This window comes from Roseateles sp. NT4 (assembly GCF_051857475.1).
Taxonomy (GTDB): domain Bacteria; phylum Pseudomonadota; class Gammaproteobacteria; order Burkholderiales; family Burkholderiaceae_C; genus Pelomonas.
In genome coordinates this window covers 637,143-653,509 of the sequence record NZ_JBPZGZ010000003.1, presented here as the reverse complement: position 1 = coordinate 653,509, position 16,367 = coordinate 637,143, and the positions used below count along the sequence as shown (strand labels likewise).

The following is a 16,367-nucleotide window of genomic DNA, read 5'->3' as shown; positions in this document are numbered from 1 at the left end:
CTCGGCAAGAAGTGGCCCCGTGGATTACCAGTCCCGCAGCTTAACGCGCAACCTTGCAATCGACTGACTGTGCAATTGGCAGACGCGCGACTCCGTGACCTTGAGCACGGCCGCAATCTCCTTGAGATTCATGTCGTGCTCGTAGTACATGCTCATGACGAACTGCTCGCGCTCGGGCAGGTTTTTGATCGCTTCCACCAGCGCCTCGCGCATGCGGTGGTCCTGCAGCATCGCGACCGGGTTGGCGTTCTCGTCGGCCACGTGGCGGTCGAGGTAGTCGTTGTCGCCATCGTCGCCGGACATGTCTTCCAGATAGACCAGCTGGGTGCCGCGCACCTTGCCGAGCAGTTCCTGGTATTCGGCCAGCGGCAGGCCCATCTCGGCAGCGATCTCGTCCTCGCGCGGCGCGCGGCCGAGACGCTGCTCGACCTTGTGCACGGCGACCTCGATCTCGCGCTGCTGGCGGCGCGTGCCGCGGCTCATCCAGTCGCCGCCGCGCAGCTCGTCGAGCATGGCGCCGCGGATGCGCTGGGTGGCGAAGGTCTCGAACTGCACGCCCTGCTCGGCATCGAAGCGCGACAGCGCATCGTTCAAGCCGATCAGCCCGACCTGGATCAAGTCGTTGACTTCCACGTTGGCCGGCAGCTTGGCAATCATCTGGTGCGCCAGGCGTCGGACCAACGGGCTGTACTGCTTGATCAGCGTGTTGTTGTCGAGGCGGCCTTTGGGCGTGTACATATCAGCTCCCGGCGGAGTCAATGCGCTGCGATGAGGGGGTTAGACACCTTGCGCGCCGGGCGCAGCGGGGTCGCGTCGGAGGCGGCCGCGTCGACGGCCGCTCCGGGAGGCGCCGCGAGCAGCAGCTCGCGGGCGAGATGGCGCAACTCAGGCGTCAGCGGTGCGTTCTGGGAGGCTCTCGGGTCCAGGCAGGCCCAGTCGCGCAGCACCGCGCCGAGGAAGCCGTCGGCGCAGGAGTGAAGCTGTTGCGCGATGCGGGTGGCCACGCGCAGCTGAGGGTGGCAGGCCATGAGCAGACTGTAGACCATCAGGCCGGCCCGTTGTGTGAGCCATTTCATGCCGGCATAGGCTTCCGTCACGCTGGCCGGCTCGGTATCAGCCAGCAGCAGCGGGCGCACCTCGCGCAGGGCCACGACGCGGGCCAGTTCGGCCGCCGGTGCATGCAGCAGGATGACGTCGGCATCCGGCGCGGCATCAGCCACGGCTTCCAGGAAGGAGGCCGCCGAACCATGGGCGTTGATGTGGCGCAGCGGCAGGCCGCGGGCGGCCAGGTAGGACACCTTGGGCGACAGGCGCTCGATGCAGTTGGAGAGGTCCACGCCCGCCAGCTCGGAGGGCTTGGGCGAATGCTCGCCGGCATCGACGACCAGGGTGTGCAGATTCAGCTCGGCAAAGGCCGAGCACAGGCCTTCGAGCAGAGCGCCGGCACCCATCACGCGCGGGTTGCTGACCACCGGCACGAAGCGGGTCTTGGACGCCGCGAACAGGCGGCGCAGGCCATGGGCTTGGTCGACCATCATCAGTGGACAGCCCTCATGCCTTCGGTCAGCGGCGCGCCGGCAAAGATGAGGTTGACGTCGGTGTTGTCCATGCGCCAGGCACCCGAGGCGGCGCCCTTCAGCGCGCGCTGCACCAGGGCCACGCTGGGCAGGCGATGCCAGTCTTCCGGCACGCGCTGGCCGTTGGCCACGCCCAGCACCTTGAGCTTGTGGCGGATCAGGGTGTCCAGGGCCGGGGCCAGCTTCACGGCTTCGTCGATCTTGCTGAGCACGACGCCTTCGCAGGCGGCGCCCTTCCAGGCGTTGACGACGTCTTCGATGGTCTCGCCCTGCTGGGCAGCATTGATGACGAGCAGCTTCTTGATGCTGGGATGGGCCAGCATCTCCAGCAGCTCTTGCGTGCGGCTGTCGCGCTGGGCCATGCCGGCGGTGTCGATGAGGACCAGCTTCTTGCTGGACAGCAGGTCCAGCAGGTCGTCCAGCGAGGCGCGGTCGTGGGCGGTGTGCACGGGCACGCCGAGGATGCGGCCGTAGGCACGCAGCTGTTCGTGGGCGCCGATGCGGTAGGCGTCCAGCGTGATCAGGCCGAGCTGGCTGGCGCCGAACTTGGTGGCGAAGTGGGCGGCCAGCTTGGCGGTCGTCGTCGTCTTGCCGACGCCGGTGGAGCCGATCAGCGCAAACACGCCACCGCGGTCCTCGATGGCCCGGGCGGCCTCGTCGGTCTGCAGATTGCGCGACAGCACATGGGCGGCCCAGGCGGTCTCGTCGGCGACGTCGGTGCCGCGGAAGTCGGACGGGCAGCTCTCGGCCAGCTTGCGCACCAGGGCGGGCGAGAAACCCAGCTCCAGCAGCTTCTGCGTCAGGCGGGCCTGTACCGGCTGGCGCTGCAGCTTTTCCATGAAGGCCAGCGAGGAGAAGCGCTCCTCGATGAGGCCGCGCATCTGGCGCAGCTCGGAGGCCATGTCCATCTGGCTGCGCTGGTTGGCGGTCGGCTGGCCCGGCAGGGGCATGGGTTCCATCGCGCTGATGTCGCTCAGTTGCGGCACGGCACGCTGGGCGGTGGCCGTCGGGATGCGGATCTCGTCGCGCAGCACCGGCGGCGCGGGGCGTGCCTGAGGCGGCGTGGGCGGCGGCATGGCGCGCTTGGGCGCCAGCGCGGCCATGGCTTCGGCGGCACGCTGCTCGCGACGGGCGCGGGCCGCGTCCAGCGAGGTCGCGGCCGGCTGGGTCGGCGGCGGGGCGATGCGCGGGGCCGCGGCCGCGACAGGGTCGGGCTGGCCGGTCATCTCGGCCTGGCGGCGGCGCAGCACGCGCTCGCGCACATAGTCCTGGAAGCTCAGCGTGCTCATGGCCAGCTGCTCAACGTCGCCACCCACTTCGGGGCTGCCGAAGCTCGGCTCCATGCGGGCGCGGTCGGCGAAGCTGCCGCGGGCGGCGGGCTGCTGGGGCACGGTCGGCGGCGGGGCGACCTGCGGGCGGGCCACGGTGCGCGGCGCCGACTGGGCGATCTGCTCGATCTGTCCCATGCCTTCGGGCGCCATGGCCAGCACTTCCACGCCTTCCGGCACGTTCTTGTTGGACAGCACGACCGCGTCGGGACCGAAGGCCTGCTTGACGAGGGCCAACGCCTCGCGCGAGGAGCGGGCGGTGAATTTACGGACGTTCATGCTGTGCCTCCGATGATGGAGCCGATGCGGATGGTGTGGGTCTCAGGAATCTCACTGTGGCCGAGCACCTTGAGTCGGGGTGCCGCGCGCTTGAGCAGGCGGGCCATGGGTGCGCGGATCAGGTCGGGCACCAGCAGCGTGGCCGGCACGCCGCGGTCTTCCTGTTTCTGGGCCGTCTCGGCAGCGCTGCGGGCCAGGGTGTCGGCGACACCGGGGTCCAGGGCCGCGCCATGCGGCGAATTGAGGGCTTGCGTGACCAGGCGCTCGAGCTCGGGCTCCAGCGCGATGACGTCCAGCTCCTTGGTGGAGCCGTAGATCTGCTGCACGATGGCCGGGGCGATGTGGGTGCGGATGCGGCGGGCCAGCTCGACCGGGTCGGTGACGGCGGCGGCGTTCTCGGCCAGGCATTCGACGATGGAGCGCATGTCGCGGACGTGCACGCCCTCCTCCAGCAGCAGCTGGAGAACGCGTTGCAGGGTGGCGATGCTGACCATCTTGGGAATCACGTCTTCGATCAATTGCGGCGCCTGCTTGGTGAGGTGTTCCACCAGGGCTTGCGTCTCCACACGGCCCAACAACTTGGCCGCGTGCACTTGCATCAAGTGTGAAAGGTGGGTGGCCACGACGGTCGAGCAATCAACGACCGTAAACCCGCTCATTTGGGCCATCTCCTTCTGCCGTTCCTCGACCCACACCGCCGGCAGGCCGAAGGCGGGGTCGGTGGTCGGCGTGCCGATCAGCTTCTGCGTCGCGTGGCCGGGGTTGATGGCCAGCCACATGCCGGGGTAGGCCTCGGCTTCGCCGACGACGGCGCCGCGCAGCGAGATGCGGTACTGGCTGGGGCGCAGCTCGAGGTTGTCGCGGATGTGCACCGGCGGCGGCAGGAAGCCGACTTCCTGCGCGAACTTGCGGCGCACGCCCTTGATGCGGCTGAGCAGGTCGCCCTCGCGGGTCTTGTCCACCAGCGTGATGAGGCGGTAGCCGACTTCCAGGCCCAGGGTGTCGACGGGCACCAGGTCTTCCCAGCTGGCCTCGCCGGCGCCTTCGGTGCTGGGCATGATGGGCTTGACGGCCTTGGCGGCCTCCAGGGCCTGCTCCTTGCTGCGCAGCCAGTAGGCCAGGTAGCCCAGGCCGGCGGCGATCAGCAGGAAGACGATGTGCGGCATGCCCGGGATCAGACCGAGAGCGCCGATGACGCCAGCCGTGATGGCCAACGACTTGGCCGAACCGAAGACCTGCTTGCCGATCTGGCTGCCGATGTCCTTGTCGGTACCGACGCGCGACACCACCATGGCGGCGGCGACCGAGATCAGCAGAGCCGGCACCTGGGCGACCAGGGCATCACCGACGGCCAGCAGGATGTAGCTGTCGGCGGCCTGGCCGGCCGAGAGGCCGTGCTGGGCGACGCCGATGATGAAGCCACCGACGATGTTGATGGCCAGGATCAGCATGCCGGCGACCGCGTCACCGCGCACGAACTTGCTGGCACCGTCCATGGAACCGAAGAAGTCGGCTTCGTCGGACAGTTCGGCGCGGCGGCGCTTGGCCTCCGCCTCGTTGATGAGGCCGGCGTTCAGGTCGGCGTCCACCGCCATCTGCTTGCCGGGCATGGCATCCAGGGTGAAGCGCGCACCAACTTCCGCGATCCGCTCGGCACCCTTGGTCACCACGATGAAGTTGATGACAACGAGGATGGCGAACACGATCAGGCCGACCGCGAAATTGCCGCCGATCAGGAAGTGGCCGAAGGACTCGATGACCTTGCCGGCGGCGCCCGTGCCGGTGTGGCCCTGCAGCAGCACCACGCGCGTGGACGCAACGTTCAGCGACAGGCGCATCAGCGTGGTCAGCAGCAGCACGGTCGGGAAGGCCGCGAAGTCCAGCGGCCTGACCATGTGGGCTGCCACCATCATGACCATGACGGCCATGGCGATGTTGAAGGTGAACAGCAGGTCCAGCGCGAAGGGCGGCAGCGGCAGCACCATCATCGACAGCACCAGCAGCACCGCGATCGGCGCGCCAAGCGCCGCGATGATGCCGGCACGCGGGCCGAGCAGGGATTGCAGCTTCTGGATCAGCGGGTTCATGGATCGGCTTGGGGCCAGCGGGTCGAAAGCGGTCGGATGAGGGACTTCGTGAACTGGCGCACAAAGCGCGGACGCCATGAGCCCAGATCACCTGGGAAGCCATTGTTCTGGGCGGGTCCGAAAACTTGAGCCGGAAATGAGGGGGGATTCCAGGCCAATCCCCGGGTCTGGAGCTGCGGCCGACCCTAGCGCCGCGCGGCGCCGAAATAGGAGCGCCGGCAATTGCCCACAAAGTCACGCCCCCGTTCAATGGCGCCACCAGAGAACCCAGGGAGAAAGCCTTGCGCTTGGAAACCTTTGGCGCCGTCCCTTTCGAGGACTTGGCGCCCAGCGAGACTTCGGAAATCGCCGAACCGGCAGCAGTGCCAGCAGAAGTGCAACCCCAGGAATCCAGCCAGACGCTGAGCGACATGGGCCAGCAGCTGCCGCATTGGGTCAACCTGGCGCCGGCCGCCCACGACACGCCCGCCGGCGCCGCACTAACGCCCCCGCCGCCAGAGCCGCAAGAACCCGACGCCGCAGCCGACCGCAGCGCCGACCTCGCTTTCATCTCCCAGCATCAGGCCACTCTCGCCAGCATGCTGGAACAGGCGCAAGCACGGCTGGGCCGGGTGGACACCTTCCACCACGGCGTCAGCGAGGGCTATCTGGACTACGCCTCCGAGATGGAATTCGACGCCGCCAGCAGCGAGGTGCAAAGGCTGGAGACGGAGATGGCGGAGAGCGCAGGCCCGCAGGACTACGAGTCGGAATTGGCCATCGACGAACCGGAGCCGCTGCCCACGGAACTGCCGCCGGAGCCCGTCGAGGATGCGCCGCCCCCGACGGGCGACAGAAGCCTGCTCAACGCCGTGGAGCAATCGGCGAACCCTGCGGCCTACGCCACGGTCAAGAGCCGCACGGCCGAAAGCGGTGACTCGTGGGCCCGAATCGCCAAGCAGGAATACGGCGACGAACGCTATGCGCAGGCACTGGCCCAGGCCAATGGCGCCTCATCTTCATTGCTCTTGCGGGGTCAGCAGGTGATGCTGCCCGACCTGAGCGGCGCCAACTTGAGGGCGGGCGGCGCCTTCATCGCGGCAGATGCGGCGACCCGCGCAGTCCCGGCGCACTCAGTCATTGATGCTTCGGGCATCGATTTGAGCGGTGCCAGCTTTGAGCAGATGAGTGCACAGGCGCCTGCAACCGTTGCAGCCCGACCTGCACCTCAGACGCCCGCGAAGCAGGAGATTGATGAAGCTGCCACATACGCAGCGTTGGGAGACGCAAATCCAATGGCCTACGCCCTGGATGGCGACTCGACGCGCGGCAAGTTCGTCACCGGGATTGCCAACGGGCTGTGGAAAGGCCTCACCGAGCTTCCGCTTGAAGTCACGGACGTGGTGACCGCCGCCTGGAACGTTGCCACGGGCGATGACCTGCACGTGGGCTACAGCATGCTGGGCGAGAAGCTGATGGCCGGCCCGGGCGGACTGCAGGGCACCGGCATAGGCCTTTGGGAAACCGCGAAGAACACGGTTTCCGTCATTCCGCTGGTGGGTGGGACGCGCGCAGCCTACAACCTCGGCGAAGCTTTGCAGAACGGCGATCCGGCAGCCGCCGGCGCCGCCGTGGCTGGGCTTGGGACCAGCTTGGTAGCCGCGAAAGCACTGGACTACGGCACGACGGCCATCGTTTCAGAGGGTTTGAAAGGACCGCTGTCTCAACGAGGCGCCATCGCAAACTTCCGGCTTGAACCCCTGTTCGAAAACCAACTGCCCGGCAGTCTGGCCGAAGAACTGGCCATCGCCCGGAGCAGTGGTGTCAGCCCCATATCGCCGGTCGGCCCTGGGTTCGATGCAGCCATTGGCCAAGGCACGATCAAATACGCCGTGACAGCCTCGGGAGACCTTCTCGTCATTCCGAAGCTGGCCGCTGGCGGAACTGAAATCTCACATGCCGTGATCACCGGAGGCAAGCCGGTCATTGCCGCCGGCGAGGCTGAAATTGCCGGCAACGCACGGGACGGTTATGTAGGCCTTGACATCAACGAGCACAGCGGACACTTCATGAATGGCAATACTGCCGCGCAAAATGCGGCCGTGTTGGTTCGGGCGAAGAACGCTTTTGCCAAGTACGGCATTGAGTTCTGAAAGGACAGTGATGAAGGTGCACTCTTGGACGGAGATCTCCGATAGAGATCTCACAGAAGATGCGGTGAAAGCGCTCTTCCCGGCGGAACAGGGACATCGGTTTTTCCCCAACCGCTATGACGCGGGGGCGAAGTTTTCGGGAAGCCTGTCTCAGGCCAGTCGGGTGTATGTCTTTGAAGGCCGCTGCACCTATCACACGGATGCGGGCCCGGCCCTCGTGCACGCTGGAGAGTATGCAGATTTGCTGCCAGGCCCCTATGAGTTCGAGGCGTCGGTCGAATCGGCCGTTTGCCTGATGAAGGTTTACAGGCTCCCGCAATTCACCGATAAAGCAAGCTGACGCGATTGAGCCCTCGCGCCGACAACATCCGCAGTTTCCTCGACGCCTCGTTGAATGACTTGAACATGGAGCTGATGGTCGTCAAGGACGTCGTGCCGACCGCAGGCGGCCAGACCCTGCTCACCGGACCTCTTTTGCTGAAGGAGTTCTCGCGAAGAAGCGAAGTGGAGCAGGCGTTTGGAGCGCGCGTGACTGTGTCCAGCGTCGGTGGCCAGCGGGTGCTGGTACCGGTGAACGGCGTGTCCGTAAGCCAAGCCATGTCGGGCAGCTGGCAAGTCAGCGTCGCCATCGACTTTCCGGGTGAGCTGTCCGATGTCGCTCTTGAAAGCCTGGTCACACGCGAGCCATGAGCCCGATGACGATGCCGTTTGCCGCCATGCGCTGGAAGTACTACCAGCTTACCGATGGCTCCGGTGGCCCCTACGAGATCTATAGGCAGTTGGACGATGGCAAGCCCTTTTTTTCGCCGCACGAACCGGGCGGCTTGTACCTGGCGCGCAGGAACGGCGGGTGGTCCAATCACACCGACGACATCCGCGGCTTCCTCAACGCTTCGCTGTCCGGAGAGTTCGATCCCGATGATGACGAGATCACTGAAGCGCAGGCGCTGAGCTATCTTGAACAGTGGCGCACCGTCGGCCCTTGGCCGGGAAGACGGTGGTGATCTGCACTCTCGCGATCACGCGCGTTGCCCCAAAGGCATGTTGAGATGGATACCGGTCTGTACAACGACACGCTGCGCGGGCTGTAGTTGCCAGCCTCAGCGACAAACCCATGCCTTTTGTGCTGCTGTTCAATGCGTCAGATCGACAGGAGGCCGTACTGAATGAGTTCAAGAGCCTGCTTCCGGGCTCGGAACAAGTGCGCGGCGCATTGGTATACCGGGATACCGTGCTCAAGTTCGAGAAGAACCCACTCCAGGGGGAGGGTGACGAATGCGATCTGCAAATCTCGGCGTTCCCTCTCCTCGTTCTGAACGAAGCGCAGCAGCAGGCGGTTCTCAACGAAGTGCTGGGCGCGCTGCAGGGCCTTGTCGGCCATGTGGACGTGCTGGCCGAGGATGAGCTGCGATAGAACGTGCGAGGTCGCAAACCCATGGAGCTGGTCGTTTCAGCCGATGACGACGTCAAGGAACTCTTCAGGCATGTCGCCAGGGAGTTGCAGCAGGCGTTCGGCCATTCGCAGGTGCAGGCTGAGCGCCTGGCCAAGGACTACCACGACCGATTCACGGATGCCGGGTTCTGCAAGTCGATAGGCATCCCACCGCAGGACGACGACTTTTTCTTCCACGAAGCTGCGGGTGGCGTTGCCTTGCGGGCCGAGTACTACCTGGTGATCCAAGGACCCTCGGACCCCTTTGAATTCATCAAGTGGCGCACGACCTAGTGCGAGTCACGGCGCAGGCCTTAGAAATCCTCGTCAGGCTCCGGCTGCCAGCCCGGCTTGTTGTGCGGGTCGAGCTCCGGCGGCACATGCGGCTTGGGCACGTCCGGCCGCGCCACGTTGCGTGAGGCCAGGGCGGCGCGCAGCTGGTAGACATAGGCCAGCACCTGGGCCACGGCGCTGAACAGCGCAGCGGGGATCTCGTGGTCGACCTTGGCGTGGGCGTAGAGGGCACGGGCCAGCACGGGCTGCTGCAGCACCGGCACCTTGCTCTCCTTGGCCAGGTCGCGGATCTTCATGGCCAGCAGGTCGGCGCCCTTGGCCACGACCTTCGGAGCAGCCATCTTGCCTTCCTCGTACTTGAGGGCCACGGCGTAGTGGGTCGGGTTCATGACCACCAGGTCGGCCTGGGGCACCGCGGCCAGCATGCGGCGCTTGGCCATCTCGCGCATCTTGGCGCGCACCTTGGCCTTGATCTCGAGGTTGCCTTCAACCTCCTTCATTTCCTGCTTGACCTCTTCGCGCGTCATGCGCATGCGGCGCATCCAGAGCTGGCGCTGCAGCGGCACATCGATGGCGGCAAAGACGGCCAGTGCAACCGCCAGCAGGCCCAGGCCCCCCATCAGTTGCTGGCCGGCATAGGCGAGGGCCGACGGCAGGGGCACGGACATGATGCCCACATAGGCCGCCAGGCGGTCCTTCAGCACCATGGCGCCGACGATGCCGAGCACCAGGGCCAGCAGAACCGCCTTCAACGCCGAGCCAAAGCCCTGGCCGCTGAAGAGGCGGCCCAGGCCGGCCAAGGGGTTGAGATGCGTGAACTTGGGGGCCAGCGGCTTCATCGTCCAGTTCCAGCCGCCGCTGGCCAGGTTGCTGGCGATGCCGACCAGCATCAGCAGGGCTGCGATCGGTCCGGCGACGGCGGCAAAGGCCAGTGTCATCTCGGCGAGGCGCTCGCCCATGAAGCCGGGCCGGGCCAGCAGGCTGGCGTCGAAATGCAGGCCGGTGATCAGGGTCTGGCGCATCTTCTCGATGATCTGCGGCCCCCCGGCGGCCAGGGCGGCGCCGCCGGCGACCATCATGGCGAAATGCGGCAGGTCGCGCGAACGCGGCAATTGCCCCTCGGCCCGGGATCTTTCGATCTTCTTGGGCGAGGCGGGTAAGTTGCGATCCTGTGCGTCGTGGTCGGCCATGGGGGTGATGCAGCGCTGGACAGCATTGTTCGAGGCGCCCTGCCCGACTTGAGCGAGAAAAGCGGGAGGCTTGGCCGGCTATTCCGCGCCGGGCGGCGTAGCCAGGGCCAGGATGTGAAGGATTGCCGCTCCAACGGTGGTGACGACCGTCTGGCTGGGGCTAATCTTCCATCCATGGCCCGCCTCGCCCGCTTGCTCGCCGTGACCGTCGCCTCTTGCGCCGGCGCCACCGTGGCGCAGCCGCTGACCATCGAGTACCGCGACAAGCCGCCCTACACCCATACCGTGGACGGCAAGCCGGCCGGCTTCCTGATGGAGCGCACCATCAAGCTGCTCAAGCGTGCCGGCGTCCAGGCGCAATACGCCGAAGTGCCCATCCGCCGCACGCTGCAGCATCTGCAGGCCAACCAGGCACCGCTGTGCTCGCCGGGCCTGTACAAGAACCCGGAACGCGAGGCCTTTGCCCGCTTCAGTCTGCCCATCCACCGCGACAAGCCGCATGTGGTGCTTGCCCACGCCGCCGTTGCGGTGCAGATCCGCGCCATCCCGCGCATCGCCCAGCTGTTTGCAGACGGCTCCCTGCAGCCCGGCCTGATGGAGGGCGTGTCCTACGGCCAGCAGCTCGACCAGCTCCTGGCGAGCGCCGCCAGGCCGCCGCTGCGCGCCCAGCTCGCGCCGCTGCAGCTGGCGCGCATGGTGGGTGTGCGCCGGGTCGACTACATGCTGATCGACGAGGAGGACCTGAGCTGGCTGCGCAAGGATCCCGAGTTCACACCACTGCCGCTGGTGCGCATCGAGTTCGCCGACATGCCGCGCGGGGAGCTGCGCTACCTGGCCTGTTCACAGTTGGTGGCGCAGCAGACTCTGGACAAGCTCAACCAGGCCATCCGCGAGCTGGTGCCCGAGGCGCAGCCGGACTGAGGGTCAGAAGCGCTGGCGGAAACCCAGCGTGACGGGCACGGCGTCGGTACGGGCGCCGCTGGCATCGCGGGCACTCAGGATGTCGAAGCCCAGTTCCAGCGTCGACGTTTCGGTCGTGCGCCAGCCGAGGGAGAAACCGCCGGTGGCGCGAACGTCGTGCTGGCTGCCGCCGTCGCCGGTCGCATTGACAAAGGCCGCGCCGACACGCCAGGTGGCCTCGACGTACCGCCCCCAGCGCGCAGACCAGGCACCGCCCAGCACGGCGGCGCGCATATGGGCCGAGGTGGCAGGACCCCAATAGTCGGCGCCGAAATTGGCCTTGCCGAGGTCCATATACCAAGCCTCGACGGCCGAGACGCCGAAGCGATAGCCGGCGCCGACCTTGAGGGCCGTGGCGCTGCCCTTGCGGCAACGGCAGAGGACAAAGCCGGGTTCGGACTCGTAGCGGGTGCCGCCGACCGCGAAGTCGCCGTACCAGCCGATGCGCGAGTCCGTCTCGCTGGCTTGCGCCTGGGCCTGGGCTTGCGGCGCCGCAACGGCCAAGGCCGCCGCGAAGGCGAGCGTCGCCTGCTTGAATCGAATCATTTGATGATCTCCCTGATGTTGTTGACCTCGCCCTTGTGAGGCGAGGCGGCGTTTTTAGCAGAAGCGCAGCACCCCGCCGGGCGACCCGCATCACAACATTCGAGGACAAGAAAAAAGCCCGCCGATGGCGGGCTTGATGCCGAGCGCAGGGCGCGCGTCAGAAGCCGAGGCTGGCCAGCAGGTCGTCGACTTCGCCCTGGTTGGTGACGACATCGGTACGGCCCTCGGCGTTGACGACCGGGCCCTGCAGGATGGTCGGATCGACCTTCTCGCGCTGCTCGGGCGGCACAACCTGCACCAGCAACTTGACCAGGCTGTCTTCCAGGTCATTGGCCAGCTTGACGACCTTGGCCACGACCTGACCGGTCAGGTCGTGGAAGTCCTGGGCCAGCATGATGTCGGTCAGGTGGTTGTCGATGCTCGTGGTGCGGTTCTCGACATCCTTGACGAAGTTCATGACGGCGCCGCTGGCGACGGCGCGAACCGGATCGGCCACGATGGCAGCCGCCAGTTCCTTGGTGGCATTGCTGATGCCGGCGTGCTCGGCCTTGGCCTGGTCGACGGAGTTCAGCACCTTCTCGGCGGCGGCGGCCGTCTTTTCGGCGATATAGCTCAGGCGGCTGCGCGCGTCGGGCAGGCCGTCGGTGGCCACCTGCAGCTTGGGCATGACGCCCAAGCGCTGCATGGTGTCGTGCAGCGTGCGTGTGATCGTGCCGAGTTGCTGGAAGACTTCGGGCGAGACAAGCAACGGCTCCTGGGCCTTGCTCAATTGGTCCAACTGTTCCATCGACATGGCAGTCCCCTTGATTGTTGTTGTCAGGCGGCCGCGGCCAGCTTCTGCATGATCTTCAGGACTTTTTCTTCCAGCGTCGCCTTCGTGAAGGGCTTGACGATGTAGCCCGCGGCGCCCGACTGGGCGGCCAGCACGATGTCTTCCTTGCGCGCTTCGGCGGTGACCATCAGCACCGGCAGGTGCTTCAGGTTGGGATCTTCCTTGATGGCCTTCAGCAGCTCGAAGCCCGTCATGTTGGGCATGTTGATGTCGCTGACGACGAAGTCGAACTTGGCGCCCTTGAGCATGCTCAACGCCTCGACGCCGTCTTCGGCCTCTTCGCAGTTGTTGTAGCCGATTTCCTTCAGCAGGCCGCGCACGATGCGGCGCATGGTGGAGAAGTCGTCGACGACCAGGAATTTCATGTCAGCGCTCATGGCGATCCTCTCTCGGGTGCGGGCAGTTTTTCGGGGTCAGCACGCAGTCTAGTTCTAGCGCGCCGGAGCCGGCGTTTGAGTTTGCGGCATTTTGCCGGTCCCCGGCACTTGCGTGAGCCCGCCAGCAGGCGCTTGTGTGCCTGCGGCATCGGCGGCGGGCGCCTCGGCCTCCGGCTCATCGGGCAGGTTCTTCAGCACGGCGTCCTCGGCATCACGGTTCATGACGATGATGCTGATGCGACGGTTCAGTGCGCCATTGGGATCCTTGGCGTCGAGCAGCTTGCTGGCGGCCAGGCCCTGCACGCGCAGCATGCGCGCCTCCGACAGCCCACCGGCGACGAGTTCGCGGCGCGAGGCATTGGCGCGGTCGGCCGACAGCTCCCAGTTGCTGTAGCCCTTGTCGCCGCCCGGGAAGGCCTGGGCGTCGGTGTGACCTTCCACGGTCAGGCGGTTGGGCACCTCGGTCAGCACGCTGCCGAGCTCGCGCAGCAACTCGCGCATATACGGTTTCACGACGGCGCTGCCGCTGTCGAACATGGGCCGGTTGCCCTCGTCGACGATCTGGATGCGCAGGCCCTCGCGGGTCATGTCCAGGCGGATCTGGCCGCCCAGGGCCGCCAGCTTGGGGTTCTCGGCCAGCACCTCTTCGACCTTGGTCTTGAGCTGCTCCAGCCGCGCCCGCTCCGCCTTGCGCTGCTCTTCCTTCAGCGCACGCAGGGTGTAGCTGGACTTCTTGGCCTCGCTCTGGCCTTCCTTGACCTGGCCGGTCTCGCGTGTCAGGTCCTTGCCACCGCCACGCACCACGCTGGAGGAGTCGCCCGAGCCCGAACCGCCCAGCATGGCCACCTTCAGCGGCGACTGGAAGAAGTCGGCAATGCCCTTCTTGTCGCCCTCGGTCGTGGAGCCGAGCAGCCACATCAGCAGGAAGAAGGCCATCATGGCCGTGACGAAGTCGGCGTAGGCAATCTTCCACGCGCCGCCATGGGCCGCGTGGCCGCCCTTCTTCACCTTCTTGATGATGATGGGCTGGAGCTTCTTGGCGTCGCCGGCCATTCAGGGCTCCATCACTTCTTTTTCACGTGACCTTCGAGCTCGCTGAAGCTCGGACGGTCACCGGAGAACAGCACCTTGCGGCCGAACTCGATGGCCACCTGGGGCGCATAGCCCTGCATGCTGGCCAGCAGCGTCGTCTTGATGCACTGGAATTCCTTGCCGCCGTCCTCGACCTTCTGCTCCAGCAGGCCTGCCAGCGGCTCGGCGAAGCCATAGGCCAGCAGAATGCCCAGGAAGGTACCGACCAGGGCGGAACCGATCATGCCGCCCAGCACGGCCGGCGGCTGGCCGACCGAGCCCATGGTGTTCACGACACCCAGCACGGCCGCCACGATGCCGAAGGCCGGCAGGCCGCCCGCCAGGCGCTGCAGGGCCGCAACGGCCGCATGCTCTTCCTGGTGGTGGGTCTCGATCTCGCTGTCCATCAGCGATTCGATCTCGTGGGCGTTCAGGTTGCCCGACACCATCATGCGCAGGTAGTCGGTGATGAATTCTGTGACGTGGTGGTCGTTGCCCACCGTCGTGTATTTCTGGAACAGCGGCGAGCTGTGCGGGTCCTCGACATCCTTTTCAATGGACATCAGGCCTTCCTTGCGCGCCTTCTGCAGGATGTCGTACATGAGAGCCAGCAGCTCCATGTAGCGGGCCTTGCTGTATTTGCTGCCCTTGAAGCACAGGCCCAGGCCGGCAGCCGTCGCCTTGACGACCTTCATCTGGTTGTTGGCCAGGAAGGCACCAATGGCGGCGCCGAAGATGGTGATCATCTCGAAGGGCAAGGCGTGCAGGATGACGCCGATGTTCCCGCCGTGGGCGATGAACACGCCGAAGATGCAGGCCATGGAGATGGCCCAGCCGATGATGACGAACATGCGCGGTTGAGTTGGGGGTGTTCAGGCCATATCGGCCCGGTGCCGGGGGGCTTGAGCAAAGTATGCCGCGATGAAGCCCGCCGTATGCACTCAATTGGCGGGCTTTGCCGGCCCATTCCGTACCGGGCGGTAAAGCCACACGTTCTGGCCGTTGGACAGTTGCCAGTTCGCCACCGGTGTCACATCGGGCACGGCGAAGTCCAGACTGGCCAGCCAGGCGTCGGGCGCCAGCTCGGCACAGGCCTTGGCCCAGACGCGGGGCATGGATTCGGGCCGCTGGAAGACATAGACCAGGGCAAAGGGCGCCCAGTCGTCGGCCCAGAGGTCGCCCTGGCGCACCCGGGCGCCGCGCGCCCGCAGCCGGGCAACCCAAGCCAGCGGCCGGCTCCACTCGACGCCCTCGACGCGGGCTTGCGGGTAGGCGTGAAGCAGTTCACGAAGGCCATCACCGACGCCGCAGCCGGCGTCCAGCACACGCGCCTGCGCCTGCAGCGGAGCCAGGGTCGGCAGTTGCTGCAGCGCACCACGCGGCGTGGGGAAGAGCGGCGCCTCGGACCAGGTCCGGCGCGGGTAGAGCCACCACAGCAGGGCCAACGGCGCCAGCCACAGCAAGCCAGACGCCCCGCCCTGCCAGCCCAGGGCCAGCACCGAGGCCGGGAAACCCAGGGCGACGATGAGACGACGCCAGCGCTCGTCATTCAGCCAGGCGAGCGCGGCGGCGACGGCGGCGCCCAGCGCCAAAGCCGGCCCGGGCGACAGGCCGGCCCACAACGAAGCCGCATAAATGAACCAGGCCGCCAGCCAGCTCAACAGAGCCGGCAGCGGCCAACGGGTGATCCACATGGCGACAGTGTCGCCCTATTAAGTTAGTGCATCTGGATGGAGCCCTGGGCGCGGCCCTTGCCGGCGCGTGCGGGCGGGTTGCAAAGGCCACAGACGAAGTGGCGGGCCGTCTCGTGCGGGTGGGTGACGAACTGGCCATTGCACTTGGAGCACTTGGTCAGCGTCAGCATGCCGTTGTCGACGAACTTCACCAGGCGCCAGGCGCGGGTGACGGACAGCATGGCTTCCAGGCCCTGGGCCGTGGTCTGCTCCTGATAGAGCTGGTAGGCCTTGATGACGGTGTCGATCTCGTCAAGTGCCGCAGCCTTGTTCAGGTACTCATGGATGTTCAGGAAGAGGCTGGCGTGGATATTGGGCTGCCAGGTCATGAACCAGTCGGTCGAGAAGGGCAGCTGGCCCTTGGACGGCGACTTGCCGCTCACTTCTTTATAGAGACGCAGCAGGCGCTCGTAGGACAGATCGGTTTCGGATTCCAGCACCTGCAGGCGAGCACCGAGGTGGATCAGCTGAACGGCACGGTCGATCTGCTTGGCTTCGGTGAGGATGCTCTTGACGCGCATGGTGGGCT

Annotated in this window: 19 protein-coding genes; 7 read left to right on the top strand and 12 right to left on the bottom strand. The window is 66.4% G+C overall.

Going from position 1 to position 16,367, the window contains the following annotated elements:
- Positions 1-24: 24 nt before the first annotated feature.
- From ACS5PN_RS21940 to flhA, 4 genes are read right to left on the bottom strand one after another with little or no spacing between them, the layout of a single operon-like run.
- On the bottom strand, positions 25-738 hold the full coding sequence (locus tag ACS5PN_RS21940) for an RNA polymerase sigma factor FliA (RefSeq protein WP_439466132.1): 714 nt from the start codon (positions 736-738) through the stop codon (positions 25-27).
- A 17-nt stretch (positions 739-755) separates the two neighbouring features.
- Positions 756-1,538 carry a MinD/ParA family ATP-binding protein gene (locus tag ACS5PN_RS21935; RefSeq protein WP_439466131.1) on the bottom strand — a complete coding sequence of 261 codons (783 nt, stop codon included), beginning with the start codon at positions 1,536-1,538 and terminating at the stop codon, positions 756-758.
- Positions 1,538-3,184 carry a flagellar biosynthesis protein FlhF gene (gene flhF / locus ACS5PN_RS21930; protein WP_439466130.1) on the bottom strand — a complete coding sequence of 549 codons (1,647 nt, stop codon included), beginning with the start codon at positions 3,182-3,184 and terminating at the stop codon, positions 1,538-1,540. Before flhF ends, ACS5PN_RS21935 begins: the two co-directional genes overlap by 1 nt.
- Positions 3,181-5,271 carry a flagellar biosynthesis protein FlhA gene (gene flhA, locus ACS5PN_RS21925; protein WP_439466129.1) on the bottom strand — a complete coding sequence of 697 codons (2,091 nt, stop codon included), beginning with the start codon at positions 5,269-5,271 and terminating at the stop codon, positions 3,181-3,183. The genes flhF and flhA overlap by 4 nt, the downstream gene beginning before the upstream one ends.
- Before the next feature lie 281 nt (positions 5,272-5,552).
- Between flhA and ACS5PN_RS21920 the strand changes: the two genes are divergently transcribed.
- The 6 genes from ACS5PN_RS21920 to ACS5PN_RS21895 all read left to right on the top strand — a co-directional run bounded on the left by ACS5PN_RS21920 (position 5,553) and on the right by ACS5PN_RS21895 (position 9,129).
- A complete protein-coding gene (locus ACS5PN_RS21920; protein ID WP_439466128.1) occupies positions 5,553-7,403 on the top strand; it encodes a hypothetical protein in 1,851 nt (616 codons plus the stop codon).
- 10 nt (positions 7,404-7,413) lie between these two features.
- The gene (locus ACS5PN_RS21915) at positions 7,414-7,743 is read left to right on the top strand and encodes a hypothetical protein (RefSeq protein ID WP_439466127.1); all 330 of its coding nucleotides are present in this window, start codon (positions 7,414-7,416) and stop codon (positions 7,741-7,743) included.
- Positions 7,744-7,748: 5 nt separating this feature from the next.
- Positions 7,749-8,093 (top strand): hypothetical protein, encoded by a 345-nt coding sequence (locus tag ACS5PN_RS21910; RefSeq protein ID WP_439466126.1) that lies wholly within the window; start codon positions 7,749-7,751, stop codon positions 8,091-8,093.
- Complete coding sequence (locus tag ACS5PN_RS21905; protein WP_439466125.1) at positions 8,090-8,407, top strand: hypothetical protein; 318 nt, start codon at positions 8,090-8,092, stop codon at positions 8,405-8,407. The genes ACS5PN_RS21910 and ACS5PN_RS21905 overlap by 4 nt, the downstream gene beginning before the upstream one ends.
- A gap of 110 nt (positions 8,408-8,517) precedes the next feature.
- Complete coding sequence (locus ACS5PN_RS21900) at positions 8,518-8,817, top strand: hypothetical protein (RefSeq protein WP_439466124.1); 300 nt, start codon at positions 8,518-8,520, stop codon at positions 8,815-8,817.
- A 21-nt stretch (positions 8,818-8,838) separates the two neighbouring features.
- Positions 8,839-9,129, top strand: a complete 291-nt coding sequence (locus ACS5PN_RS21895; protein WP_439466123.1) for a hypothetical protein — start codon at positions 8,839-8,841, stop codon at positions 9,127-9,129.
- A gap of 20 nt (positions 9,130-9,149) precedes the next feature.
- On the opposite strand, the gene flhB is transcribed toward ACS5PN_RS21895, so the two are convergent.
- Positions 9,150-10,319: a flagellar biosynthesis protein FlhB gene (gene flhB / locus ACS5PN_RS21890; protein ID WP_439466122.1), complete on the bottom strand. Its 1,170-nt coding sequence runs from the start codon at positions 10,317-10,319 to the stop codon at positions 9,150-9,152.
- Positions 10,320-10,493: 174 nt separating this feature from the next.
- Between flhB and ACS5PN_RS21885 the strand changes: the two genes are divergently transcribed.
- The gene (locus ACS5PN_RS21885; protein ID WP_439466121.1) at positions 10,494-11,240 is read left to right on the top strand and encodes a transporter substrate-binding domain-containing protein; all 747 of its coding nucleotides are present in this window, start codon (positions 10,494-10,496) and stop codon (positions 11,238-11,240) included.
- A 3-nt stretch (positions 11,241-11,243) separates the two neighbouring features.
- Here ACS5PN_RS21885 and ACS5PN_RS21880 read toward each other — a convergent pair whose 3' ends face one another.
- The 7 genes from ACS5PN_RS21880 to flhC form a co-directional block, all read right to left on the bottom strand.
- On the bottom strand, positions 11,244-11,825 hold the full coding sequence (locus tag ACS5PN_RS21880) for a hypothetical protein (RefSeq protein WP_439466120.1): 582 nt from the start codon (positions 11,823-11,825) through the stop codon (positions 11,244-11,246).
- Between the two features lie 157 nt (positions 11,826-11,982).
- Positions 11,983-12,618 (bottom strand): protein phosphatase CheZ, encoded by a 636-nt coding sequence (locus tag ACS5PN_RS21875; RefSeq protein WP_439466119.1) that lies wholly within the window; start codon positions 12,616-12,618, stop codon positions 11,983-11,985.
- 23 nt (positions 12,619-12,641) lie between these two features.
- Positions 12,642-13,034: a chemotaxis response regulator CheY gene (gene cheY, locus ACS5PN_RS21870; protein ID WP_233371843.1), complete on the bottom strand. Its 393-nt coding sequence runs from the start codon at positions 13,032-13,034 to the stop codon at positions 12,642-12,644.
- 54 nt (positions 13,035-13,088) lie between these two features.
- A complete protein-coding gene (motB, locus tag ACS5PN_RS21865; RefSeq protein ID WP_439466118.1) occupies positions 13,089-14,087 on the bottom strand; it encodes a flagellar motor protein MotB in 999 nt (332 codons plus the stop codon).
- Between the two features lie 11 nt (positions 14,088-14,098).
- Positions 14,099-14,956 (bottom strand): flagellar motor stator protein MotA, encoded by an 858-nt coding sequence (motA, locus tag ACS5PN_RS21860; protein ID WP_439466117.1) that lies wholly within the window; start codon positions 14,954-14,956, stop codon positions 14,099-14,101.
- A gap of 90 nt (positions 14,957-15,046) precedes the next feature.
- On the bottom strand, positions 15,047-15,799 hold the full coding sequence (locus ACS5PN_RS21855) for a class I SAM-dependent methyltransferase (RefSeq protein ID WP_439466116.1): 753 nt from the start codon (positions 15,797-15,799) through the stop codon (positions 15,047-15,049).
- Between the two features lie 23 nt (positions 15,800-15,822).
- A complete protein-coding gene (gene flhC / locus ACS5PN_RS21850; RefSeq protein WP_119043339.1) occupies positions 15,823-16,359 on the bottom strand; it encodes a flagellar transcriptional regulator FlhC in 537 nt (178 codons plus the stop codon).
- Between the last annotated feature and the right edge of the window lie 8 nt (positions 16,360-16,367).

Bases quoted from the DNA above. Each gene is read 5' to 3' on its own strand.
- flhC (WP_119043339.1), bottom strand. From the start codon at position 16,359: ATGCGCGTCAAGAGCATCCTCACCGAAGCCAAGCAGATCGACCGTGCC.
- ACS5PN_RS21905 (WP_439466125.1), top strand. From the start codon at position 8,090: ATGAGCCCGATGACGATGCCGTTTGCCGCCATGCGCTGGAAGTACTAC.
- motA (WP_439466117.1), bottom strand. From the start codon at position 14,956: ATGTTCGTCATCATCGGCTGGGCCATCTCCATGGCCTGCATCTTCGGC.
- flhA (WP_439466129.1), bottom strand. From the start codon at position 5,271: ATGAACCCGCTGATCCAGAAGCTGCAATCCCTGCTCGGCCCGCGTGCC.
- ACS5PN_RS21900 (WP_439466124.1), top strand. From the start codon at position 8,518: ATGCCTTTTGTGCTGCTGTTCAATGCGTCAGATCGACAGGAGGCCGTA.
- flhB (WP_439466122.1), bottom strand. From the start codon at position 10,319: ATGGCCGACCACGACGCACAGGATCGCAACTTACCCGCCTCGCCCAAG.
- ACS5PN_RS21880 (WP_439466120.1), bottom strand. From the start codon at position 11,825: ATGATTCGATTCAAGCAGGCGACGCTCGCCTTCGCGGCGGCCTTGGCC.
- motB (WP_439466118.1), bottom strand. From the start codon at position 14,087: ATGGCCGGCGACGCCAAGAAGCTCCAGCCCATCATCATCAAGAAGGTG.
- ACS5PN_RS21855 (WP_439466116.1), bottom strand. From the start codon at position 15,799: ATGTGGATCACCCGTTGGCCGCTGCCGGCTCTGTTGAGCTGGCTGGCG.
- ACS5PN_RS21885 (WP_439466121.1), top strand. From the start codon at position 10,494: ATGGCCCGCCTCGCCCGCTTGCTCGCCGTGACCGTCGCCTCTTGCGCC.
- ACS5PN_RS21935 (WP_439466131.1), bottom strand. From the start codon at position 1,538: ATGATGGTCGACCAAGCCCATGGCCTGCGCCGCCTGTTCGCGGCGTCC.
- cheY (WP_233371843.1), bottom strand. From the start codon at position 13,034: ATGAGCGCTGACATGAAATTCCTGGTCGTCGACGACTTCTCCACCATG.
- ACS5PN_RS21895 (WP_439466123.1), top strand. From the start codon at position 8,839: ATGGAGCTGGTCGTTTCAGCCGATGACGACGTCAAGGAACTCTTCAGG.
- ACS5PN_RS21940 (WP_439466132.1), bottom strand. From the start codon at position 738: ATGTACACGCCCAAAGGCCGCCTCGACAACAACACGCTGATCAAGCAG.
- ACS5PN_RS21875 (WP_439466119.1), bottom strand. From the start codon at position 12,618: ATGTCGATGGAACAGTTGGACCAATTGAGCAAGGCCCAGGAGCCGTTG.
- flhF (WP_439466130.1), bottom strand. From the start codon at position 3,184: ATGAACGTCCGTAAATTCACCGCCCGCTCCTCGCGCGAGGCGTTGGCC.
- ACS5PN_RS21915 (WP_439466127.1), top strand. From the start codon at position 7,414: ATGAAGGTGCACTCTTGGACGGAGATCTCCGATAGAGATCTCACAGAA.